Annotated in this window: 20 protein-coding genes and 2 tRNA genes; 11 read left to right on the forward strand and 11 right to left on the reverse strand. The window is 60.9% G+C overall.

Annotated features, from left to right (window positions below; all coding sequences use genetic code 11):
• Positions 1-60: 60 nt before the first annotated feature.
• Entirely contained in the window at positions 61-1,212 is a 1,152-nt protein-coding gene (gene rnd / locus AC07UC_RS24565; protein ID WP_202322996.1) for a ribonuclease D, read from the forward strand.
• 14 nt (positions 1,213-1,226) lie between these two features.
• A complete protein-coding gene (locus AC07UC_RS24570) occupies positions 1,227-2,261 on the forward strand; it encodes an acyltransferase family protein (RefSeq protein WP_494907681.1) in 1,035 nt (344 codons plus the stop codon).
• Between the two features lie 7 nt (positions 2,262-2,268).
• Here AC07UC_RS24570 and AC07UC_RS24575 read toward each other — a convergent pair whose 3' ends face one another.
• Genes AC07UC_RS24575 through guaB form a run of 3 tightly spaced genes read right to left on the reverse strand, consistent with a single transcriptional unit; the run spans position 2,269 to position 4,790 of the window.
• Positions 2,269-2,688 (reverse strand): MAPEG family protein, encoded by a 420-nt coding sequence (locus tag AC07UC_RS24575; RefSeq protein ID WP_494907682.1) that lies wholly within the window; start codon positions 2,686-2,688, stop codon positions 2,269-2,271.
• Between the two features lie 25 nt (positions 2,689-2,713).
• Positions 2,714-3,337: a hypothetical protein gene (locus AC07UC_RS24580; protein ID WP_140767999.1), complete on the reverse strand. Its 624-nt coding sequence runs from the start codon at positions 3,335-3,337 to the stop codon at positions 2,714-2,716.
• On the reverse strand, positions 3,288-4,790 hold the full coding sequence (gene guaB, locus AC07UC_RS24585; protein ID WP_202322998.1) for an IMP dehydrogenase: 1,503 nt from the start codon (positions 4,788-4,790) through the stop codon (positions 3,288-3,290). The genes AC07UC_RS24580 and guaB overlap by 50 nt, the downstream gene beginning before the upstream one ends.
• Before the next feature lie 305 nt (positions 4,791-5,095).
• On the opposite strand from guaB, the gene AC07UC_RS24590 reads away from it, so the two are divergent.
• On the forward strand, positions 5,096-6,517 hold the full coding sequence (locus AC07UC_RS24590; RefSeq protein ID WP_494907683.1) for an MFS transporter: 1,422 nt from the start codon (positions 5,096-5,098) through the stop codon (positions 6,515-6,517).
• A gap of 176 nt (positions 6,518-6,693) precedes the next feature.
• On the opposite strand, the gene AC07UC_RS24595 is transcribed toward AC07UC_RS24590, so the two are convergent.
• Together AC07UC_RS24595 and AC07UC_RS24600 are read right to left on the reverse strand one after the other, a co-directional pair.
• A complete protein-coding gene (locus tag AC07UC_RS24595) occupies positions 6,694-7,407 on the reverse strand; it encodes an RlmE family RNA methyltransferase (RefSeq protein WP_494907684.1) in 714 nt (237 codons plus the stop codon).
• Entirely contained in the window at positions 7,404-8,768 is a 1,365-nt protein-coding gene (locus AC07UC_RS24600) for a Ppx/GppA phosphatase family protein (RefSeq protein WP_494908982.1), read from the reverse strand. The genes AC07UC_RS24595 and AC07UC_RS24600 overlap by 4 nt, the downstream gene beginning before the upstream one ends.
• Positions 8,769-9,185: 417 nt before the next feature.
• Here AC07UC_RS24600 and AC07UC_RS24605 point away from each other — a divergent pair, with 417 nt between their 5' ends.
• Positions 9,186-10,118, forward strand: coding sequence for a lysylphosphatidylglycerol synthase domain-containing protein (locus AC07UC_RS24605; protein ID WP_494907685.1), 933 nt, complete (start codon positions 9,186-9,188; stop codon positions 10,116-10,118).
• 242 nt (positions 10,119-10,360) lie between these two features.
• A tRNA-Gln gene (locus AC07UC_RS24610) sits at positions 10,361-10,434 on the forward strand.
• 938 nt (positions 10,435-11,372) lie between these two features.
• Here the strand turns inward: AC07UC_RS24610 and AC07UC_RS24615 are convergent.
• Positions 11,373-11,768, reverse strand: coding sequence for a hypothetical protein (locus AC07UC_RS24615; RefSeq protein WP_494907686.1), 396 nt, complete (start codon positions 11,766-11,768; stop codon positions 11,373-11,375).
• A gap of 141 nt (positions 11,769-11,909) precedes the next feature.
• Between AC07UC_RS24615 and AC07UC_RS24620 the strand changes: the two genes are divergently transcribed.
• The 4 genes from AC07UC_RS24620 (at position 11,910) to AC07UC_RS24635 (ending at position 14,490) form a co-directional block, all read left to right on the forward strand.
• The gene (locus AC07UC_RS24620; protein ID WP_494907687.1) at positions 11,910-12,293 is read left to right on the forward strand and encodes a hypothetical protein; all 384 of its coding nucleotides are present in this window, start codon (positions 11,910-11,912) and stop codon (positions 12,291-12,293) included.
• Positions 12,294-12,683: 390 nt separating this feature from the next.
• Positions 12,684-13,337 (forward strand): hypothetical protein, encoded by a 654-nt coding sequence (locus tag AC07UC_RS24625; RefSeq protein ID WP_494907688.1) that lies wholly within the window; start codon positions 12,684-12,686, stop codon positions 13,335-13,337.
• 87 nt (positions 13,338-13,424) lie between these two features.
• Positions 13,425-14,370, forward strand: a protein-coding gene (locus AC07UC_RS24630) for an IS630 family transposase (protein ID WP_494907690.1) whose coding sequence is annotated in 2 segments (ribosomal slippage) — positions 13,425-13,763 and positions 13,765-14,370 — 945 coding nt in all. Because the reading frame shifts where the segments join, the coding sequence is not laid out codon by codon here.
• Between the two features lie 46 nt (positions 14,371-14,416).
• A tRNA-Cys gene (locus tag AC07UC_RS24635) sits at positions 14,417-14,490 on the forward strand.
• A 72-nt stretch (positions 14,491-14,562) separates the two neighbouring features.
• On the opposite strand, the gene AC07UC_RS24640 is transcribed toward AC07UC_RS24635, so the two are convergent.
• The gene (locus AC07UC_RS24640) at positions 14,563-15,594 is read right to left on the reverse strand and encodes a glycoside hydrolase family 19 protein (RefSeq protein ID WP_494908983.1); all 1,032 of its coding nucleotides are present in this window, start codon (positions 15,592-15,594) and stop codon (positions 14,563-14,565) included.
• Between the two features lie 36 nt (positions 15,595-15,630).
• Positions 15,631-16,356: a hypothetical protein gene (locus AC07UC_RS24645; protein WP_494907691.1), complete on the reverse strand. Its 726-nt coding sequence runs from the start codon at positions 16,354-16,356 to the stop codon at positions 15,631-15,633.
• Between the two features lie 258 nt (positions 16,357-16,614).
• Between AC07UC_RS24645 and AC07UC_RS24650 the strand changes: the two genes are divergently transcribed.
• Positions 16,615-18,300 carry a hypothetical protein gene (locus AC07UC_RS24650; protein ID WP_494907692.1) on the forward strand — a complete coding sequence of 562 codons (1,686 nt, stop codon included), beginning with the start codon at positions 16,615-16,617 and terminating at the stop codon, positions 18,298-18,300.
• Positions 18,301-18,964: 664 nt separating this feature from the next.
• Here the strand turns inward: AC07UC_RS24650 and AC07UC_RS24655 are convergent.
• Positions 18,965-19,651, reverse strand: a complete 687-nt coding sequence (locus tag AC07UC_RS24655; protein WP_140768012.1) for a D-lyxose/D-mannose family sugar isomerase — start codon at positions 19,649-19,651, stop codon at positions 18,965-18,967.
• A 244-nt stretch (positions 19,652-19,895) separates the two neighbouring features.
• On the opposite strand from AC07UC_RS24655, the gene AC07UC_RS24660 reads away from it, so the two are divergent.
• Positions 19,896-20,954 carry a D-TA family PLP-dependent enzyme gene (locus AC07UC_RS24660; RefSeq protein WP_494907693.1) on the forward strand — a complete coding sequence of 353 codons (1,059 nt, stop codon included), beginning with the start codon at positions 19,896-19,898 and terminating at the stop codon, positions 20,952-20,954.
• Positions 20,955-20,986: 32 nt separating this feature from the next.
• Here AC07UC_RS24660 and AC07UC_RS24665 read toward each other — a convergent pair whose 3' ends face one another.
• Both AC07UC_RS24665 and AC07UC_RS24670 read right to left on the reverse strand, forming a co-directional pair.
• Positions 20,987-22,618: a tetratricopeptide repeat-containing sulfotransferase family protein gene (locus AC07UC_RS24665; RefSeq protein ID WP_494907694.1), complete on the reverse strand. Its 1,632-nt coding sequence runs from the start codon at positions 22,616-22,618 to the stop codon at positions 20,987-20,989.
• Positions 22,619-22,658: 40 nt separating this feature from the next.
• Positions 22,659-23,330 carry an outer membrane protein gene (locus AC07UC_RS24670; RefSeq protein ID WP_494907695.1) on the reverse strand — a complete coding sequence of 224 codons (672 nt, stop codon included), beginning with the start codon at positions 23,328-23,330 and terminating at the stop codon, positions 22,659-22,661.
• Positions 23,331-23,433 lie beyond the last annotated feature (103 nt).

Here is a 23,433-nt window from a genome sequence, read left to right on the forward strand (position 1 = left end):
TTGACGAAAGCCTTTCCGGCTGAAATCTAGGAAGACCTTACTCCTGCCAAAAGCGATTTGATGCACGTCATCACCACCCAGAAAGAACTCGAGACCGTTCTCGCCGCTTTCGAAAAGTCGGATTTCGTCACCGTCGACACCGAATTCATCCGCGAAACGACCTTCTGGCCCATCCTGTGCCTGATCCAGATGGCGGCCCCAGGCGTGACGGCGCTGATCGATCCGCTGTCGCCAGACATCGACCTGGCGCCCTTCTTCAGGCTGATGGCCAACGAGGCGGTGGTGAAGGTCTTCCATGCCGCCCGGCAGGACATCGAAATCATCGTCCATCTCGGCGATCTGGTGCCGCATCCGGTGTTCGATACACAGGTCGCCGCGATGGTCTGCGGCTTTGGCGACAGCGTTTCCTACGACCAGCTCGTGCAGCGCATCACCGGTGCACGGCTCGACAAATCTTCGCGCTTCACCGACTGGCGCCACCGGCCGCTGTCCGACAAGCAGCTCGATTACGCGCTGGCCGACGTCACTCATCTGATCGAGGTCTATCAGCACCTGAGCGCCGAATTGACACGGGAAAACCGCGCTCACTGGCTGAACGAAGAGATGGATGTGCTGACCTCGCGCGAAACCTACGATCCGCATCCCGAAGACGCCTGGAAGCGGCTGAAGATGCGGCTGCGCAAGCCCCAGGAACTGGCGATCGTGCAGGCCGTGGCGGCATGGCGCGAGCGCGAGGCCAGGGAACGCGACGTGCCGCGCGGCCGCGTGCTCAAGGACGACGCGATCTACGAGGTGGCGCAGCAGGCGCCGCGTGACGCGGCGGCGCTTGCCAAGCTGCGCACCACGCCCAAGGGCTGGGAGCGCTCCTCGACGGCGACGGCCCTGCTTGGGGCGGTCAATGCCGCACTGGCCTTGCCCAAGGAGCAGATGCCGAAGCTGCCGAAGAATTTTCAGCCGCCGGAAGGCTCAAATGCCGCGGCGGAACTGTTGAAAGTACTGCTCAAGATCATTGCCGAGAAGCAGGGCGTGGCCTCGAAAGTGCTGGCATCCAGCGACGACATCGATCACATCGCGGCCGAGGGCGAGGACGCCGATGTGCCGGCGCTGCAGGGATGGCGGCGTGCCGTGTTCGGCGAACAGGCGCTGAAGCTGGTGCGCGGCGAGATCGGCATCAAGTTCGACAAACGCAAGATCGCGGTGTTCGACCTTTAGAGGCTTTCCGGCCGATGGGTTCGGATCAGGATGAGAACCGACGATACGAGGTGATCGACGCATTGCGCGCAATCGCCGTGATGCTGGTTTTGATCTTCCACTACACGTCCCGCTTCCCCGCCGACTACATCCGGTTCGATCACCAGATGGAACTGCCGTGGCAAGGGGTGGTTGGTGTCTACCTCTTTTTCATCATCAGCGGCTACTGCATCGCGATGACAGCCGAGCGGGCTGGAACCGTGTGGATGTTCTGGCTGCAGAGATTTACGCGGCTGGAGCCCGCGCTCATCTCCTGCATCGCGGTTACGCTGGTCGTGGTTGCGGCTTTGGGGCTTCCGGGCAGAGACGTTTCAGCGCTCGACGGCCTGGAAAACGCAAGTTGGGTACCCTTGTTTGTTCCAACGCCGCTTGTCGACGGCGCCTATTGGTCGCTGCTTGAGGAAGCAAAATTCTACTTTGTGTTCGGCCTGATCTTCCATCTCTGGCCAGATCGTGTTCTCGCACTCTTCATCGGCTTTACCGTTCTGGGTGCAATTGCACAGTTTTCAGGGTTGTGGAGTGACCATCAGGCCTTGATCTATCCCTTCAAGGGCATCGCCACGTCGTATTTTTTCTTCCCCTACAGCCTCTTCTTTTTGATGGGCATCGCGGCGAGGCGATCGACCCGGGCTGTCCAGACGGTCGTGACGGCCGGGTGCCTGGTGGTCGTCATCAAGCTGTGGGGCGGCTCATCATTCAGTGCGTGGGTCATCGCGCTTTCAATTCTTGGTGTCATCGGGGTTCAGTTGCGCGATATCAAGATCTGGCGAGGCGTGAGCTACATCGGGTTGATCAGCTATCCCCTGTATCTTCTGCACCAGAATGTCGGTGTCGCAATCATACGATGGCTGGCTCCGTGGATCGGCTCCCCGTATGTCCGGATAGGCATAGCGTTCTGCACCGTGGTGGCCATTGCCGCGTTCATCGCATGGGCGGTCGAGCATAGATTTCGACGGAGGATCGAAATCCATGCGGCACGCTTGATGTCGAGGACCGCGACCTCGGCGTGACTCTATCTCAGGCCACACCCAGCAGATGCAGGGCGAACCAGATCCAGCCCAACAGGATGATCACGGCTCCAAAAGAGAAAGAGCGGCTGCGCAGCAGCAGATTGTTGCTGGTCAGATGAACCCAGGCGTGGAAGCAGCGCGAGGCGACAAAAATCCACATCAGTGCCAGGGTCAGATAGTTGACGCCGTTGGTGACATGCAGCGTCAGGCACAACACATAGAAAAGCACCGGCAGTTCGAACTGGTTGCTGAGATTGGCGGCAACGGTGGCGCTGGAAGCCGGCTCGGTCGAGCGGACCTTGTATTGACCAACCTTGGCCTCGCCTGACTTGACTGCGCCATATCTGCGACGACCCAACACGCCGTAGACGATGTAGATCAGCAGCACATGCGCCAGAACTGGCCAGAAGATCGCGGTCTGGTTCATGACGTTTCCCCTGCCCTGTCCAGCATCAAGCCTGGGGTCTCTGGCCCATAAGCCAGAAAGCGGCGATGACGACCACCGGTATGGCAAGAAGCGCGAATTTGGTGACGATCAGTGACGAGGCGAAAGACAGCGAATCCGGGTTGGCCGACAGGAAATCGGACAGAAGGCGCGCCACGGCGATATTCTGGGCATAGTCGGCAAGCGTATAGGGCAGCACCAGCACCAGCGCGAAGATCGACTGCACCTGCGGCGGCAGCACGCGGAAATTCTTCAGGCGCCGGCCGGAGGCCAGGATCAGGCTCACCAAGGTCAGCGACAGCAGCGCCGGGAACAAGAGATCGAAGGTAAGGTAGTGCCAGACGAGAATGATCTCGCCGCCGCGCCGGCCGAGCGCCGTCAGCCAGGCCATGCCTTCGTCGGGCGTGAAGCCGAAATAACGCATGTCTAGCGACGGCAGCCCGCCGCTCAACTGACGGAAATAGAAGAATTCCATCAGCGTCATGGCGATGAAAACCGACGCCGACAGGAAACAAAGCGCTGCCGCGTGGCGAGACAGCCGCAGGATCGTCGCGGTCAGGCTTCGCCCGAGCCCGTATTGCTCAGGCTCCGCCGGGATAGTTCGGGCTTTCGCGGGTAATCGTGACGTCATGGGCGTGGCTTTCACGAAGTCCGGCGTTGGATATGCGCACAAAGGTGGCGCGCTCGCGGAAATCGGCAAGGTCGCGGCCACCAACATAACCCATAGCGGCTTTTAGCCCGCCTGCAAGCTGATGCAGCACGCCAGACACAGGTCCTTTGTAAGGGACCTGGCCTTCAATGCCTTCCGGCACCAGTTTCAGCGTGTCGCGGACCTCGGCCTGGAAGTAGCGATCGGCCGAGCCGCGCGCCATGGCGCCGACCGAACCCATGCCGCGATAGGCCTTGAAGGAGCGGCCCTGGTGCAGATAGACCTCGCCCGGGCTTTCGTCGGTACCGGCCAGCAGCGAACCGATCATGGCGGCGCTGGCGCCCGCGGCGAGCGCCTTGGCAAGGTCGCCGGAATATTTGATGCCGCCATCGGCAATCACCGACACACCTGATTTGTGCGCCGTCTCGACGGCCGACATGATGGCTGAAAGTTGCGGCACGCCGACGCCGGCAACGATGCGGGTGGTGCAGATGGAGCCGGGGCCGATGCCAACCTTGACGGCGTCGGCGCCGGCATCGATCAGCGCCTGCGTGCCTTCGGCGGTGGCGACGTTGCCGGCCAGGATGCGAACCGAGTTGGAAAGCTTCTTGGCACGCGTCACCGCGTCCAGCACGCGCTGCGAGTGGCCGTGCGCGGTGTCGATGACCAGAAGGTCGACACCGGCGTCGATCAGGCGCTCGGCGCGCTCGAAGCCATCGTCGCCGACACTGGTGGCAGCCGCCGCGCGCAGGCGTCCCTGCGCATCCTTGGTGGCGTGCGGGTTGAGCTGCGACTTCTCGATGTCCTTGACGGTGATCAGGCCAACGCAGTTGCCTTTCTTGTCGACGACGACGAGCTTTTCGATGCGGTGCTGATGCAGGAGCCGCTTGGCCTCGTCCTGGTCGACATTCTCCTTGACCGTGATCAGGTTCTCACGGGTCATCAATTCGTAGACCTTCTGCGCCGGATCGGAGGCGAAGCGCACGTCGCGATTGGTCAGGATGCCGACCAGCCGGCCGGTCTTGTGGCCGCCGGTGCCGCCGTTCTCGACCACCGGAATGCCCGAGATCGAATAGGTGCGCATCAGGGACAGCGCGTCGGCCAGCGTGGCGTCGGGGCCAATGGTGACCGGGTTGACCACCATGCCGGATTCGAATTTCTTCACCTGCCGCACCTGTTCGGCCTGTTCGGCCGGCGAGAAATTGCGGTGGATGACGCCGATGCCGCCGGCCTGGGCCATGGCGATGGCAAGACGCGCCTCGGTGACGGTATCCATCGCGGCGGAGAGGATCGGCACGTTGAGGTCGATGTCGCCGGCAATGCGGGTGCGGACATCGGTTTCGCCGGGCATGACCTCGGAATGACCCGGCTGCAAAAGCACGTCGTCAAAGGTCAGCGCCAGTGCGCCGGTGGACGTTTCGATGATTTTTGCCATGGCCAGCCCTTTAGAATGCGGAAAAAGCGCTGGACCGGGATGGACAGCGCCGACTCGTTCTTCCCTTTCAGGATTGGCGCTGGCTGGTAACACGTCGCGGGGCGGATGAAAAGCCGATCGTTGCATCGCACAACAGCGTTATCGCGTGACCTGGCGCCACCACTGGTTGCGGTCGCACAAAAGTGACAGCAAATTAACACGACATTGGTGTCCAGCCGTGATAACCGCGCCCCTGTATCGGCTCCCTCCCTTTTCTTTCTTGAACGAGAATTGGGCCGAAAAGAAAATTTGAAACGGTCACGCTCGTGAATCGCACCATTCCGCTCATCCTGGCGGTCGCACTTTTCATGGAGAACATGGATTCGACCGTCATCGCGACATCGCTGCCGGCGATCGCCGTCGACATCCATACCAGCCCTATCGCGCTCAAGCTGGCGTTGACGGCCTATCTGGTGTCGCTGGCGATCTTCATTCCGATCAGCGGCTGGATGGCCGACCGTTTCGGCGCCAAGAATATTTTTCGCGCCGCGATCGCGGTGTTTATCGTCGGTTCGGTCGCCTGCGCCTTGTCAGGTTCGCTGCCGGCCTTCGTGGTGTCGCGCTTCCTGCAAGGCATCGGCGGCGCCATGATGACGCCGGTCGGGCGCCTGGTCCTGGTGCGGGCCACGCCCAAGAGCGACCTGGTCGCCGCCATGTCCTGGCTGACCGTTCCCGCCTTGGTCGGACCGCTTGTCGGTCCACCGATCGGCGGCTTCATCACCACCTACTTCACCTGGCACTGGATTTTTCTGATCAATGTGCCGATCGGCCTGATCGGCATCTGGCTGGCCACACGCTTCCTGCCGGAAACCGAATCGATGGAGACGCCGCCGCTCGATTTCGTCGGCTTCGTGCTGAGCGGGGTGGCTGCCTCCGGTGTGGTGTTCGGCCTGTCGGTGGTCAGCCTGCCCTATCTGCCGCCGGCGACCGGCTTCATCACCGTGGCCGTCGGGCTGCTGTCTGGCGCGCTTTACCTGATGCACGCGCGCCACGCCAGGAATCCACTGCTGGCACTCGAACTGTTCCGCAACCAGGTGTTCCGCTCGTCGGTGCTTGGCGGCTCGCTGTTCCGCATAGGCATCGGGGCGGTGCCGTTCCTGCTGCCGCTTATGTTCCAGATCGGCTTCGGGCTGACGCCGTTCCAATCCGGCATGATCACCTTCGTCTCGGCGATTGGTGCCATCGGCATGAAATTCGTCACCGCGCTGATTTTTCGCGTTGCCGGCTTCCGCCGCGTGCTCATCGTCGGCTCACTGGTCGCCGCCGCATCGATCGCCATCTACGGCCTCTTCACCCCCGAAACGCCTTACGTGCTGATGCTGGCCATATTGCTGGTCGGCGGCTTCATCCGCTCGATGTTCTTCACCGGCGTCAACGCGCTCTCCTATGCCGAGGTGTCGGCCGAGGACACCAGCAAGGCAACGCCGATCACGGCGGTGTTCCAGCAGCTGTCGATCGCGCTCGGCGTGGCGCTCGCCGGCGGCATTCTGGAGGTCTCGACCTCGATCCATGGCGGCCCGCTGACGCTGGGCGATTTCCATATCGCCTTCTTCATCGTGGCGGCGGTGTCCGCGACGGCATCGCTGTCGTTCATGCGGCTGGCGCCCGATGCGGGCAACGCCGTCTCCGGCCATGGCCGGCTGACAACGCCCAAGACGCTGGAACCGGTCCGGTCGCCGGGGGAATGAGGCTCCTTCCCTTCTCCCCTTGTGGGAGACGGTGGATCGGCGCGCAGCGCCGAGACTGTTGAGGGGTGCGTGACGGATTGAGGCGCTGATCGCAAGCGTATTGCCAAGCTGGAACACCCCTCATCCGACCTCGCTTCGCGAGGCCACCTTCTCCCACAAGGGGAGAAGGGAAGGCGCTACTCGCCGGCTGTTTCTCGCCCTTTAAAGTCTTTCGCTAACAAATACAGCTCCACCGATTCATCGCGCGAGGCCGGCGGCTTGACGTGATGCACGGAGCGGAAATTCTTCTTCAGCATCGAAAGCAGCTCGTTTTCGGCGCCGCCCTGGAAGGTCTTGGCCAGGAAATGCCCGCCCGGCTTCAGCACGGACAGCGCAAAATCGGCCGCCACCTCGCAAAGATGCATGGTGCGGATGTGGTCGGTCCGCTTGTGGCCGGTGGTGGGCGCGGCCATATCGGACAGCACGACATCGGGATCGCCGCCCAGCGCCTCGGACAGCTTGCGCGGTGCATCCGGATCGAGAAAATCCATCAACAGCACCGGCGCGCCGGGCACGGCATCCATCTCCAGGTAGTCGATGCCGACGACATGCGGATTTTCCGCCGTCGACTTCGTGCGCGCGGCCGCGACCTGGCACCAGCCGCCGGGGGCAGCGCCGAGATCGATCACCTTCATGCCGGGCTTCAGGAGATGGTGCTTGTCGTCGATTTCGATCAGCTTGTAGGCGGCGCGCGAGCGGTAGCCGTCGGCCTTCGACCGCTGGACATAGGGATCGTTGATGTGGCGCTGCAGCCAGCGGCGCGACGATTCCTTCAGGCCGCTCTTTTTCTTGATCCGCGTCTTCAGCACACGAATGCCGGCGGACCCTGGGTTTTCCGGTTTCTTGGTCATTGCCGGCCACCACGCCCATCGTTGCGCCAGACGCCGTCATCGGCCATCAGCTCGCTCAATATACCTTCGCGCAGGCCACGGTCGGCGACGCGCAGCCGTTCCGACGGCCAGACGGCGCGTATCGCCTCCAGGATAGCACAGCCGGCCAGCACCAGATCGGCGCGGTCCGCACCGATGCAAGGGTTGGCGCAGCGTTGCTGGAAATCCCAGCCCACCAGTCTCTCCACCATGCGGTCGACGCTGTCGCGGTCCATCCACAATCCGTCGACCCGACGCCGATCGTAACGCTCGAGATCGAGGTGAACACCGGCCAGCGTCGTGACCGTGCCGGAGGTGCCGAGCAGGTGGAAGTTGGGGCTGGCCTTGAGATGGCTCAGCCGGTCGCGGCCATCGAAAGTGGCCAGCCGGCCGGCGACGTCGTCGACCATGGCGGTGAAGATTTCGCGCGTCACGGTGCGGCCGCCAAAGCGCTCCGCCAAGGAGACGACGCCGACTGGCAGCGACGTCCACGAGACGATGTGGTTGGCCAGACGTGGGGAACGGCGGCCGGTGAGATCGATCAGCGCGATTTCGGAAGAGCCGCCGCCGATGTCGAACAGGACGACGCCCTGCGTGTCACGCTCGACCAGCGAGCCGCAGCCGGAAACCGCCAACCGCGCTTCGGTCTGGCGGTCGATGATCTCGAGCTTCAACCCGGCCTCGCGCTCGACGCGTTCAAGAAACTCGACGCCGTTCTCGGCCGAGCGGCAGGCTTCCGTGGCGATCAGCCTGGCCTTCCTGATTTTGCGGCTGCGCAATTTGTCGCCGCAGACCTTCAGCGCCTCGACAGCGCGGTCCATCGCCGGCTTGCCGAGCCGGCCATTGGCGGTGAGCCCCTCACCCAGCCTGACGATGCGCGAAAAGGCGTCGATGACGCGGAACTGGCCGTGCCGCGTGGGAACAGCGACCAGCAGCCGGCAATTGTTGGTGCCGAGGTCGAGGGCGGCGAATACGGGAAGCTCGTGCAGCGGCGGCCGGCGGGTGCCCTGCTCGTGGCGCGGCGCTTGGAGAACGGGCGAGATCACCGGGCCGGCCGGCTGCTGCTTCGCCTCCACGGCCGAAGCAGCCGCCTTGCCTGGCACCGGCGATCGATTGTCCTGCGCTTCGTCGCGCGCGAAAACCTTGCGCCCGCGCCTACGCTTGCGCCGCTTCTTGGGTTTGCCCTTCTGGTGATGGGTCGCGTCGCCCGCCTGCCCGTCGGCGGAGCGCGGCTCCGTCGGGCGGCGTTGCTGCCAACCGGCTGTCCCCGAGCCCGATGGCCCTGGGGAAGCGCTGGACGCGCCCACCTCCGACGCGCCTGCGCCGGTGTCGCGGTCTTCCACTGTCGTTCCTTCCGGCGCCGCGCGAACCGGTGACGGACGCAGCAGGCGCTTTGGCATGTTTCAAGTTGCCGCCAGACTAACAGTGCCGTGCCCGATCACCAAGAGCCGCACGCCGAATTTTGCCGGCTGGACGCGAACCGCCTTTCGCTCCGCCGCCAAATGTGGCCGCGAGGCCGCGGTTGGCATGCGATGCCGGCGAAGACAATCTCCTGTCAAAGCCGATGTTGTCACCGCATGCCGGCTCCTTCGCGCCATCATCGCTGCGGGCGAATCTTTGCCGGCTGCGGCGCGACAAGTGTTCGAGGTTGAATAGCCGGCTTCAATGAGGCATTTCTGAAATGTACGGAAGTCGCCGGGAACCGGCCTTCCACCACCAAGCGAAAAGGAAGCGGACGCGCAGCGCATGGCAGTCAGGCAATGAACTGGAGACGTTATTTCTGGCCGGTCGTCGGCATCGCCGCGGTGATCTTCTCGCTGCTGCTGCTCTGGCACGAACTGCGCGGCATTTCGCTCGACGATGTCTGGGACGGGCTCGCCGCCATTCCAACCCGCGGCTGGATCCTGGCAGCGCTGAGTTCGGTCATCGCCTATGCCGCGCTCGCCGGCTACGACCACATCGCGCTGCTGCATATCGGCAAACGGGTGTCGTGGCTGTTCGTGACGCTATGCTCCTTCACCACCTACGCGCTGTCGCACAATATCGGCGGCTCGGTGTTCTCCGGCGCCGTCATCCGCTACCGCGCCTATGGCACAAGGGGCCTGACCGGCCAGGATGTCGGCGTGCTGGTGGCGATCTGCTGGATCACCTTCGTGCTGTCGACGATTCTGGCCTCCGGCCTCGTGCTGGTGTTCGAACCTCAGATCATCGACCGCTTTTCGGGCATCGCCCATCACGGCCTGTCGGAAGCGGCTGGCATCGCCATGCTGCTTCTGGTCGCCGCCTACGTCTTCGGCAGTTGGCTGCACCTGCGCCCGCTGAAGATCGCCAGCTTCCAGTTGCACTACCCAGCGCTGCCGATCGTCGCCAGGCAATTGCTGATCGGCCCGATCGAACTGCTTGCCGCGGCCGCCATCATCTTCTTCGCCCTGCCCGAGGCCCACAATCCCGGCTATTTCGTCGTGCTCGGCGTCTTCCTCGTCTCCTTCTCCGTCGCCCAGATCTCGCACGCGCCGGGCGGGCTGGGCGTGTTCGAGGTGGTGTTCCTGGCCGGGCTTTCGGACATGGACCCGGTCGGCGTGCTGGCGGCGCTGCTGGTGTTCCGGCTGTTTTATCTCATCATCCCGCTGTTTCTGGGCCTGGGCATTGTGCTGTTCTTCGAGCGCTCGCAGTTCAGCCGGACGGAGAGTTGACGCACGGCCAGAAGACGTATCCCCGTTCACGGGGAGTTCAGACGTGGTCCGCACAGCGGACGGAAAGCCAACTGCTAGGCTTTCGAACGGCGAACGCCGGCAGGCTGATGAAGGGCAGCGCAAACTTGTGCCAATGCCGAAATTGAAGCGCAAAGCAGGCTTGACTATTTTCCGCTGGCGGCTACAAGGCAGCGCTCAAGCGGCTCAGCCGTTCGGCCCGCGCGGTTCATGACCACGCCTGCTGGGGAATAGGTTAACGGTAGACCCACGGACTCTGACTCCGTTAGTCCTGGTTCGAATCCAGGTTCCCCAGCCAAGCTTCTTTTTTCCATATATTTCAACCGCCCCAGTTAACATTAGAAAATGCTAAGTGTTACAGACAAGCGGGTGATCCACATGGCGTTCTGCCTGTGGAAATCGCCTTGGACTGACGTAAGATAGGATGCCTGTTAACGTTGCTCCATTTTGGGCGGGGAAAGTTTTATGGTCTACTTTCTAGCGATTTTAACGGTCTGGTTAGCGATCCTCGGTCTTGCACCTTTGTATTTGCTACCGACATTCATTGGAGAATTTGTTCGAGGTGGCCCGCCTGGGAGATGGTTCCAATCCTCGGCCGGAGTTGAAGGTGCCAAGATGATCAACGTCGGAACCATACTTGTGTGCTGCTTGGCTGTTTGGGCAGGCTATAATCACTACGCTTACAACTATAAGATTAGTCACGGCGCTTTCGGCAACACACCGCGCGAGGTTTACGATCGCATTCTGGGCCAATGTAAGCGCGAAATTCCAAGGTCATGGGGCCTTTGGCAATGCGATACAGAGAGGTGCTGTGAAGATCAGGCTGAGAACAAGGCCGGGATGGCGCCTTCCATGTATAAATAAATCGAGCGGCTCCCCTATTCTCGTAGGCTCCCCGGCACATTCAGGGGGCCAAGGCCCAACACTCTCTGCCACGGTTCCGCTGCGGTGCAGACACCGCGCGCTGCCTAATCACATTTCATAGCGCTCGATTGCCTTTGAAGCGCCCTTAAGCTCCTGGCGGGAAACATTGATAAACTCCTCCCACAGGTCAGCGAGTTTAGACGCCCTGTTATCTAACTTCGCAATTTCCGCCATTATCTCTTCGTAGATTTCGTTGCTTACGTATCGATCGCCATGCGGGCGCCACGTCGACCTCCCGGAACCATCCGATGTATAAAGACCATAAAAATCCATATAAAATCTATTTGATTGAGTGCAGAATTTCTCATATATTTACTGTATTATCTTATTGTGAAATGGAAATATGTCATTCTGTTTGTAATATATTAACTTGCGTATCCCATCATAATCATCATCTTCCATATAAGTTTGTATAGCTTTTTGTCTTATAATGTAATATTGATTTCTGTCTATTATGCTTATGACAGAATTAAGTTTTGATACGTCGTCAGACATCACGTTGTCGTCAATTTTGGCGCCTGTTCGATAGTCCGCAAGCTCAATGCTCACCCACGCTACCAAAGCTGCTACAAACAAAATTACAGCGGCAACATTGAATCTGCTGAAGTCGACCGGCCATTGAACCCATATCAACGACCCCAGCAACGCCAACACTGAACCAACCCGTGCGATCCTAGTGGGGTATTCCTCCGGCATCTTAAGGTTCATGATTGCCCCCTTCCCATCTATCCCGCAGCAGACATAAGGTCGCGGGCGTTTGCGCGCAAATAACTGGAAGCCCCGATAGATGTGCAACCTCATTTCCCGCCGTTACAATGATCCTAGCCGGCGAATCTAAGAGGAGTGGCAATGGACATCATGACCGGGCTCGCGACGGTGAGCCAAACAATCAAGATCGCGAAGGATTTGAAAGACCTTGAGCGGGATCTAGATTCCGCGAGTCACAAGGCGATGATGGCTGAGCTTTATAGCAACCTCGCCGATATCAAGATGGCGCTCAGCGACGCCAAAGAAGCGCTGCACAAAAAAGACGGGCAGATACAGAAACTAAAGGACCAAATTGAAGCGCTGAAGTCGGGTGACATCTGCCCGATTTGTCAAATGGGAAAGCTGAAGATCACTGCTGTAGGGGGACACCCAATATTCGGCGTTATGGGCCATCAGGAACATACACTGACGTGCCAAAATGCTGACTGCGGTCATTCTGAAAAACGCAAGGTGATCCCGAAATAGGCAACCGCCGATTTCCCGAGCGCTCGAAGTTCCGAGCCGTTCTGCGGAACGGGGGGCATTTTCCGGTACCTATAGATACTTCCCTGCTTCCTTCTCTTGTTCCCCCTGCCCTAAAAGTCAGCACGAAATGATGACACTTAGGACAGGGGGAATCGATCGAACGTCTGCGTTCAAAAGTGGTAAAGAGCTTAGGTTTGATAGACCGACGCGGAGGCTTCCAGCCACTTCTATAAGTTCTGCCCCTTGGGCTTGTCTTCGGTGCGCAAGCTGTCGCCTTGCAGATCATCACTTTGGCTGATTGAAGCAGCTGAGATTTCCAGAGCGAAAAAGATTGGTGGCCGCGGGTGCCACTGGCTAAGCTCCTGAAAGTTTCCCGCACTGGGCTCCATAATGGTCACCGATAGCCAGTTCATTCTTGAAAGCATCCGCCAAGGCTGCGTGATGCTTGCCGATGGCGAATTCGTCATCGACAGGCTGGTGAAGTATGTCGGCAACGGAAGGATCCGTTGGCATGTCGAGTTTCGTGGGCACCGTGTCGAGTTCACGACCGGCCAGTTGAAGAAGCAGCCTACCTTCCGAAGGAAGATGCTCGAACAGGCCGGCGTGCTGCCGCCCCAGCGTGCCGGAGCCACCTACAGGCGATGGGCTCTTGATCTGAGAAAGAGCGCCATCGAGCTTCCCTGGCGGGATAGACCGGTCGATGCCGGTTTTACCATCGACAGCCTGGTCAGTCTTGGAGGCGACCGCTGGACGGTTGACTATCAAGGCAAGGTCATCAAGTTCACGACGACCAAACTCCGCCGGCAGACCAGCTTCCGCAAGCGGATGCTGCTGAAGGCCAAGGTGCTGCCGCCCCAACTGGATGCGGTTGCCTATCGGAAGTGGATGGACTGGCTCATTCAAAACGCCACGGAGGCTGCACCACAGGCCAGCGATGCCTTGATGAGTGAGAAAAGTTGGCTTGACGACCTGCCCGAGCTGGCCGGCTGGCAAAGTGAAGCGGCGCCACAACGGCGCAACCGGAAGCCACCCGCAGCAGGCTGACTAGAGCGGTTTGCATTTTATCTGAATCAGGATTCCCAAGATTGAGCAAATCAGATTCGATGTTCTGACTGTTGGAGGTCGGGACAGATGGCCAAGCCTTATTCGATGGATTTGCGGGAACGGGCACTGGCTCGCCTTGAGGAAGGCGAGACGAGCCGAGAGGTGGCTGCAGCGCTGAAGGTGGCAGTTTCGAGCGTGATCAAGTGGGCGGCGCGCAAGCGTCGGCTGGGCAATGCGGCACCCGGCAAGATGGGCGGTCATCGACCCTATCTGATTGACGGGGAGCATCGTGCTTTCGTCCTGAGCGAGGTCGAGCGGGATGCCAACATAACGCTTCATGAATTGACGGCCGCACTGGCTGACAGGGGTCTCATCATCCACCCCGCCAGCGTCGGTCGCTTCTTGCATCGCGAGGGCAAGAGCTTCAAAAAAAACCGTTCTGCCGGCTGAGCAGCTCAAGCCGAAGCTGATGCGTCGGCGCGCGCAATGGATGCGCTACCAGACCCGCATTGACTCCACACGCCTGGTCTTCCTGGATGAAACATGGGTCAAGACCAACATGGCGCCGTTGCGCGGCTGGGGTGTGCGCGGCAAGCGGCTGATGGCTCACGCGCCATATGGGCATTGGAAGACGATGACCTTCATCGCCGCGCTGCGGCATGATCGGGTAGAGGCGCCTTGGGTCATTGACGGACCCATCAACGCGCAGGCCTTCCGGGTCTATGTCGAAACCGAACTCATCAAGACACTGAAGCCGGGCGACATTGTCATTCTCGACAATCTCGGGTCTCACAAGGGCCAAGCCGTCCGCGACATCGTCAGGGCCGCCGGAGCGCGGCTCTTCTTCCTGCCGCCCTACAGTCCAGATCTCAATCCAATCGAGAAGCTCTTCGCCAAGCTCAAGCACTGCATGCGACGCGCCGCCAGACGCAGCATCAAGGCCGTACACAACGCTATCGCCAGCACCCTCGACGACGTCACCCCAAATGAATGCAACAACTACATCCAAAGCGCTGGATACAAGTCAACCTAAATGCGAAACGCTCTAAACGCTGACGGGGTGGCCGTAAGACCGGCACGGTCTGAGGGCGGGACGGTGACGCATCGGTCTGCAAAACCGACGTAATGGGTTCAATTCCCATTCAGACCTCCATTTTGAAAAGCCGCCGGCGCTCGCATGAGCCCGGCGGCTTTTCTTCTGGGAAACCAGTCCCGACCCGGCCTTCTATTGCGGAGACGGCTCGGCAACCTTGGGCGGCACCTTCCCAGGCCGTTTTGCCGGGCGGACCGAGGGTTCCTTTTCGGCAGCGGCAGGCTCCCCTTCCTGCATCCCGCGGCCGCGATCCACGATCTTGTCGGCATTTGCAAGCGCGGCATAGACATCGGTGATCAGCCCCGGAAGTACCGCGGCGTCGATCGAGTTCGATTCCACATAGGCCGTGATGATGTCCGTGGTCATCGAAAGAACGGTCATCGCCGGGCTTTCAGGAGAGATCGTCCCGGGAGACGGAACGGCCTCGCTCATCCCTGTATACGGCGTATACCGCGCGATGGTGTCGAAGCCGATGTCCTGTCCGACGCTCGGCGCCATCGCGGATTCGGTCATCGCCAGTCCGTCGCCGGCAGGACCATCAACCGACATCGCCCCCATCGTCACCGCCACCGCACCCGCCGGCCGCAGCGCGGAGAGGAAACGGTTGTGATAGCCTGCTATTGCCTCGGCAATGCCGGGCTCATAGCCGTTGATGATCTTGCGCGCCCCGATCGGGTCATTCGTGTGGGCGTTGAAGTAGCGCGTCAGCGTGTGCGGGCCGTGCGCGTCGCCCCGGAACCAGCCCTGCACCATGCCGACGAACATCGCCGCCGCGGCATAATCGGGCCTCAAGGCAAGGTCCGGAGACTGAACCAGGTTTGCGCCGACAAAGTCGCCGGCCTTTTTGTAGTTTGTCTGATGAGTCAGCTGAACGTAGCCGCGCCCATAATATGGGTAGTAGCTCAGATGCGTCTTTCGCCACTGTTCCGACAGCCAGTAGGCCTCGCGAACCGGCACCATCTGTCTGGCGGTCTCATGAAAAGTGGTCGCAAACATGTAACCGAGCCAGCGCATGTCGGCGTTGGGCATCCGGATCTCCCACTGATCCAGCACCGCCGACATTCCGCTGACTTGAGCCTGGCTGAGACTGCCAAACAAAGACCGAATCCTGTTGAAGAAGAAGGGACGATCGAAACTCATGATTTCTCTCCCATTTTCGCCCATCAAGGGCCCTTCCCGCTTGTCTCGGCGGGCCTGCTGTTACCGCGCCAACGACCTCAAATCCTGTACCGGGCCGGATCCCTCATCGAACGGGGCCAATCGCTCGACAACACTGTCGATGCATTGATCCGTTTTTTCGGGGGCCGACCAATTCAGCCCGCCATCCGTGCTGCTGGCCGTGAAGCATTCCGGCTTTCGCTCTTCGGAGAATTGGACGATGCCGTCCAGACTGCCATGGCCCGCGGCGTCCAGAAGAACCGATCTGATCTGCATGTAATCCAGCGTATCAAGTCGTGTCTTCGGCGCGGGCAATTCTCCGCAGTTCACCGTCTTGAAGCCATCTCGTGTCGACAGGACCTGGTAGGATTGCCCCGGGCCCTCGACACTTATCATCGAGAAAAATATCGCCCGCCCGGTTTCCGCATGCACATAGACGTTCGAAAAACTGGCCTGTTCCTGCACGGCAAAGGCCTTCCACGCGTCCGCCTCTTTTACAAATATCGTGGAATAAACGCCGCCGTTTTCCACGTCTTTGACAAAACCACCGACGAACTCTGGAAGCTTGTCCTTCGCGGTATGGACGTAAGTCGGGTGAAAGGACGCAACGATTTCCCGACTGACTTCAATTGGACTTCCGCAAGTCCAGTTGTCCGAGATCATAGGGGCACGGGCCGGCTCGTCCGCGTATGCGATTTCGGCAATGGACATATCCATGCAGGCCGATGCAAGGATAGCAACGCTCGTCAACGTCTTGAACCCAGTCATTTTTCCCGCCTTTCCAGTTACATGCCAATAAATTCACTTGCCTGGAGGCATCTCTCTTCTTGCAGGGTCGGCGTGAAACGATCGTGAATTTCGCGATGAGCGTTGTCAGCGTGTGTTTGACATGCTGAATCCGATCCCGTCCGCGTCGCCATGGTGTCTGGCATGGCGTTTGCCAAGCGCAGGCATTCGTTACAAATTGCCAGAATACAAACCTGGCCGAGGGGCCTCGAGCCTGACGGTCGTATTGCATGAGAACACATGGACCGCTTCGACCTCGGCACCTATCGCCGTCCCATCTCCACCCGCTCCACCGAGACCCAGCGCTGGTTCGATATCGGGCTCAACTGGTGCTACGGCTTCAACCATGAGGAAGGCATCAAGTGCTTCGAGAAGGCGCTGGAGACGGATCCCGGCTGCGCCTTCGTGCATTGGGGCATCGCCTATGCGGCGGGGCCTTTCTATAACCTGACCTGGAAGGAGCATGGCGAGGCCGAGGCCGACAGCGCGACGAAGCGCTGCTTCGAGCATGTCCAGCTGGCGCGCGCCAACGCGGCTGGCGCCAGCGATGTCGAACGGCGGTTGATCGAGGCGTTGTCCAGCCGCTTTCAAAAGCCGCACCGGGTGAGTTCTCAGGAATTCGAACACTGGGATGACGCCTACGCCGCCGCGATGCGGCGGGTCTATGAAAAGTTTCCCGACGACCATGATGTGATGGCGCTGCTGGTCGAGGCGCTGATGATGCGCACGGTGCGGCGGCTATGGAACCTCAAGACCGGTGAACCGGCGCCGAATTCCGATGTCGTCGAGGCGCTTGAGGTTTGCGAGCGGTCAATCCGGCTCGCTGACGAGGCCGGCGCGGCACAGCACCCGGCGATCCTGCACCTGCATATCCATCTCCTGGAAATGTCGACCATGCCGGAACGCGGCATTAGCTCAGCCGACCGGCTCGGCGAGATGTGCCCCGATGCCGGGCACATGAACCACATGCCGGGACATATCTATGTGCTGTGCGGCGCCTATGAGAAGGCGAGGATCGCCAGCGAAAAGGCGGTCCGCGCCAACGATCTCTATCTCGCCTATGCCGAAGAGCCGACCTACTATCTGCTCGGCTGCTGCCACGACCTGCATCTGATGATGTTCACCTGCATGTTCCTTGGCCAGTACCGGCCGGCCCTGTGGGCCGCCGACAAGGTGCGCAGCCTGGTGACACGAGACGTGGTCGCCATCCAGGACCGGCCCAAGCTCACGCAAACGGTGGAAGGCTATCATGCGATGAAATCGCATGTGCAGGTGCGCTTCGGCCGCTGGCAGGAGATCATCGACGAACCGGTGGTTGAAGAGCCCGGCCTCTATGTACTGACGGCGGCCATGCAGCACTACGCCAAGGGTGTCGCGCATGCGACGCTCAGGCAATTCACGGAGGCCGAGCGCGAGCGTGAGCGGTTCCACCGGCATGTGGAGAACATACCGGCCGAGCGGCGTTTCCTCAGCAACCCGACCCGCGCCTCGCTGGCCGTCGGTGCCGCCTTGCTGGATGGCGAGCTCGCCTACCATCAGGGCCGGCACGAGGAGGCCTATGCCCAGTTGCGGCAGGCGGTCGAGCTGGACGACAACCTTTCCTACACCGAGCCATGGGCGTGGATGCACCCGCCGCGCCATGCGCTGGCGGCGCTGCTGCTCGACCAGGGCCATGCGCAGGAGGCCGAGCAGGTCTATCGCGACGATCTCGGCCTGAGCGCCAAGGTGCAGCGCTGCGCCCAGCATCCGGACAATGTCTGGGCGCTGCACGGGCTGGTGGAATGCTTGAGGCGCCGCGGCGAAAGCGAAGAACTGCCGGCCCTGCAGGCAAGGCTCGCCAAGGCGATGGCCAAGGCGGATGTGGCGATCAGCTCGTCATGCCTGTGCCGGACGAGCGTGCAATCGGCGGCAAGCTGCTGTCATTGAGGCTACGGCAGGCGTGCCCCCCCTCGCCTCGCCACGTCTCATGGCCGACCACCGGTAGGTGTACCGAAGCGACTCCGTCGTCGACATTGGAAAAACGGCCCATCGGCTCGCGAAACGCGCTGTCGTTGATCAGGCCAGACCTGACCGGTTTTCCTCAATTAGCACAGAGCAGTCTATCTCATCATGAAGTTGAGCGTGTGGGTCAGGCGCCAGCCAGGAAGCGTAAGAGCGAAGCCGCTTGAGCCTGGCTGTTTTCTCGAGCCGCGCCTGACGCTCATCTTCTGGCTGAGCACGAGGCAGCCTTTTGTTCCACTCGCCAGGATACTGCATTCTCTGCTCTCCTCGGTCGGAGCGCGCAAAGAGGCCCACTCAATGAGGGAGTTGGCCCCTTACCGGAGGACCACCTGTCGCTCCGGGTTTCCGCTCTCCACCTGGGCTGGATGCCACCACAGGCGCCGACGAGAGTCGCCATCCATTTTGATGAGGCTGCCGCAATTACCCTCGGGCCTCGGCAAAGTTATCCTTCACACCTCAAGCCTCGGCTTCATCGAGCGCCGTGGCTCAAACTGGCGACCAGCCTTGGTCATACCCGTGCCGGACGAGCGCGCTGCCGGCGCCAGGCTGCCATTAAAGCTGCCGATAGGCGACCGCCGCCGCCCTGCCCTCAGCCCAGCCATTTCTCATAGTCGGCCACCAGCAGATGCACTGGAGCAACATCCTCGTCGATGTTGGAGAAGCGGCCGATCGGCTCGCGGAACACGTTGTCGGTCAGATCGTCGTTGACGGTCGACACCTCACCGATCAGCACGTCCTTGCCCTCGGCCCAGAAGGCGTGCCAGACGCCGGGCAGCAAAGTGACGCTCTGACCCGGGTCGAGCTTCAGGAGGCCGCCCGCTGGCAGCCTGTGGATGGTTCCGTCGACCGGCACCGACACCTCCGCCTTGGGGTCGATACCGCCGTCGCGATCGTGCATGAACAGTTCCAGCACCAGCTTGCCGCCGCCGCGGTTGATGATGTCCTCGGCCTTGATGTTGTGGCGGTGCATGGGCGACAGCTGGTCCTTGCGCGAGATCATGATCTTCTCGGCATAGAGCATGCCCATGCCCTTCTTCATGTCCTCGTAGCGGCCATTGCGCACGGTGAACAGGAACAGGCCGAGTTCCTTGAATTTCTCCTGGCCGTAATCGGTGATGTCCCAGCCGAGCCGCGAGGTGAATATGGCGGAGGAGTCGACCTGGCGCGTCTTCATCTCCTCGGGCGACCAATAGGCGAAGGGCGGCATGATGTAGCCGAACGAGCGGATGAAAGCGTCGGCTTCGCGGATGATGTCATTGATGGCGGAGCGTTTCATGATCGTAACCCTTCGTGTCGACACGCTTTAGGTTGTTGCATGTCGTCATCCCAAAACCGCTGCGCACTTTCGGGCGACATGCATTGCAAATCGCATAGCCGAACGCCGATGCGGTGTCGATCCATCTCGCGCGTGCCCGGCGCCGCGCCAGGCGCGGATGGCCCACCGATCCGGTTCGCTGGCAGCGTGACATCACCCGCTTTCAGGCTCATAACCCCTGCGAATTCTCACAGAGTGATAGACCATGCCGACCGTTCACGACCTCGATACGCCGTCGATCCTGATCGACGCGGCGCGCGCCGAAGCCAACATTGCCCGCGCACAGGCCCATGCCGACAGAAACGGGCTGAAGCTCAGGCCGCATATCAAGACGCACAAGCTTCCTTACTGGGCGAAAAAGCAGGTAGCGGCGGGTGCTGTCGGCATCACCTGCCAGAAGATCGGCGAGGCCGAGGTCATGGCCGATGCCGGGCTGTCCGACATTTTTCTTCCCTACAACATCCTCGGCCGCGCCAAGCTGGAGCGGCTGAAGGCGCTGCACGGTCGCGTCACCCTGTCGGTCACGGCGGACAGCATGGAAACGCTGGAAGGACTGGCCGCCACTTTCACCGATGCCGGCCATCGTCTCGCGGTGCTGGTCGAATGCGACACCGGCATGGGCCGCTGCGGCGTGCAGACGGCCGATGAGGCGGTTGCGCTGGCACGTGTGATCGACAAGGCCGGCGGCCTCACCTTTGGCGGGCTGATGACCTATCCGGCGGCCGGCCGCGCGGCGGAGGCCGAAGCGTGGCTCGCCGACGCCAAGCAGGCGCTGACCGCTTCGGGTCTCGCCTGCGAACGCATCTCCAGCGGCGGCACGCCGGACATGTGGCGCTCCAGCGATACATCTGTCGTCACCGAATATCGGCCCGGCACTTACATCTATCTCGACCGCTATCAGGTCGCCAAAGGTGTCGGTACCTTGGACGATTGCGCGCTGACGGTGCTGTCGACGGTGGTCAGCCACCCGACGCCGACGCGTGCCATACTCGATGCGGGCAGCAAGGCGCTGTCCAGCGACACGCTCGGGTTAAAGGATTTTGGCGAGTTGCTTGGTGCCGCCGACGCAAGGGTGACCGGGCTTAGCGAAGAGCATGGCACGGTCACGCTTTCCGGTGACGCGAAACTGCGCATCGGTGAGCGTGTGCGCGTGGTGCCCGATCATTGCTGTGTCGTCACCAATCTGTTCAACCAGGTCAACCTGATCGACGGCGAGAATGTGCTGGAAACGCTGCCGGTGGCGGCACGCGGGCTGATGGGGTGAATATCAGGGTGTTCGACGGAACCCAGTTGAGCTCAGCTTTGAAAAACCGGCCCCAGAGCGGTCTTCAAAGGATCGAGAGCATCGCCGTATAGTTTCCAGCGTTCGACTGAGGATGAATAGATCGGTTGGCGCACCTGCCAGCGGCTCGGTGTCCGCACCGTGCGGTCGGTCTCGTGGAAGCGCAAGCAGGCATCATCCCACTCAAGCCCGAGAAATCCGATCAAACCCCGCGCACGACTTTCAAAATCGGCCACCGTTTCTTCGTAGGGCATGTCGTGGATATCAAGCGGAACAACCTCCGCCCAATGGCGCATCAAGCGGTCATACTGCCGGTAATACTGCCCAAGCTTGGCCAGATCGGCATTGTAGCCATGCGCCTCGGAAAAATTATGCATGAAACAGGACGTGCAATTATCCATCGGATCACGCCGGCAATGGATGATGTGTGCGTTCGGCAGGATGAGGCTGATGAAGGCCAAGAGCTCGAAATTATGCGGCATCTTGTCGACGACAAGCCGCGCCTTGCTGTTACGCTTGTTGAGATCGTCCAGATATTTCGAGCCAAGCTCCTTGGCCTTGGCCGGCGTGAGTGCCGCCATGGCCTTGGTGAAAATCGCAGGATCGAGCTTGTCGAACCCAAGCTCGGCGGCCAAAGAACGGATCGTCGGCAATTCGCCGGCGCCATGGATATCGCGATGGCTGGCGCATATCTGCTCGGTCAGGGTTGTTCCGGAACGTGGCATGCCGACGATGAAAACGGGCCGCCCTGACGGGTTGCCCAATTTCAGCCGCGCCTCGAAGAAGCCGGCGTCGAAATTCTGGATGAAGCCGTCGTAAACCTGCGTGTGTCGGGCGATGTCGAAGTCGTGACCGGAGATGGCCTTTGCTTTGGTGAAATGGCGAATGGCCAGGCGATACTCCCGCTGGTCGTTAAGCATCTTGCCAGCGGCATGATGCAGGAGAACCCGCTCGCGATCGGTCGTTATCGGCAGGTCCAGGCGCGCCCGCACCAAAGCCAGGGCCGGATCGTCCTTGACCGATTTGCGCGCCAGCGCAAGTCCAGCCAGCGCCTCGACATTTGCCTGGTCGATGGCGAGAGCGTTGTTGAAGCATTCGATCGCCTCGTCTTGCCGGCCCATGTCGGTGAGCAGATCGCCCATGCCGACCAGCGCCGTCAGCGACCGGCCGTCCACTGTCAGTGCCCGGCGATAGAAACCCTCGGCAGTGCCGCCCTCGAGCTGGTTGCGGTAGGAGCGGCCGAGATTGCACAACGCCTCGACAAGCCGACCGTCAAGCTCGATCGCTTTCCGCAGATGTTTGCGCGCCCGCTCGACGTTGCCTGTAAGGTTGTAGGCGTTGCCGAGATTGTTGCGGAAGATGGCGTTGCCAGGCTCCAGCTTGACCGCCTTTTCCATATAGTCGATGGCGGTTGGATTGTGGCCGGCCTCGATAGCCAGCGTGCCCATCAGATTGAGCGCCATGGCATTTTTGGGCTGCAGGCGAAGCACTGTCTGATAGCAGTATTCAGCTTCGCGAAAGCGCTTCCCCCGCTGCAGGTCGATGCCACGCTGCAACGTCCGTTCCGCCGGCTCGCCGGCGGATGGAAGCGATATCGGGGACAGTGCCGGCAAACCCAGGGGCTGCCGGCGCGGCAGGAGCGGCATCGATCAAATCTCGGTCGCGGCTTGCGACACGCCGAACAAATCAGAACTTGAGCGTCAGGCCAACCTGAACATTGTGGGAATACAGCTTGGCATCCTCGTACGTGCCGCCGCCGTCATTGTCGTCCAGATCGACGCCGGTGACCGCCTTGAACCGATAGCCGAAATCGAGATCGACATTCTGCGTCAGCGCGTAGGCGACGCCGGCACCTACCTGGCCGGCAAAACCCCAGCCGCCAGGCCCATAGCCATAGTCGTTACCGTCAAAGTGGGTATCAGCGGTAACATAGGCGGCGCCGAGACCACCACCGACATAGAGTTTGGCATCGCCGAAATGCGCGACATCGGCCCAGACATTGGCGAGCAGGTAGGTGGCCGACAAATTGCCGGAAGCCGGGTAGTTGTTGGAGCCGCCGTAGCTGTACTCGCTTGCCTTGTAGCGCGCGTAGGACAGTTCGCCTTCGACACGGAACACATCATTGATGCGTCGGCCGACAGCGCCGCCAATTACGAAGCCGGTCTTAAGATCAACCGAATACTCGTCGCCATAGAATTGAGTCTTCACATTGTTGGGGAAACTGGCGCCACCAAACAGGGTAACATACCACAAATCCTGTGCTGCCGGAAGGTCGGCGACCGCATCAGCCGCGTGTGCGGAACTCCAGCCGAGCCCCAAGGCAATCGCTGACACACCAGCCAAAAGGCACGCTTTCATGATAGAATCCCCTCGCCAAAACAAAGCCCATGACCTTCTGCCGTAACGGGAGCTGTAGCGTCAAGAGAACGAACGGGCCGAGGCCGTACTTTGGTGATTTTTG

This window comes from Mesorhizobium sp. GW821-FHT04C10, assembly GCF_059420305.1.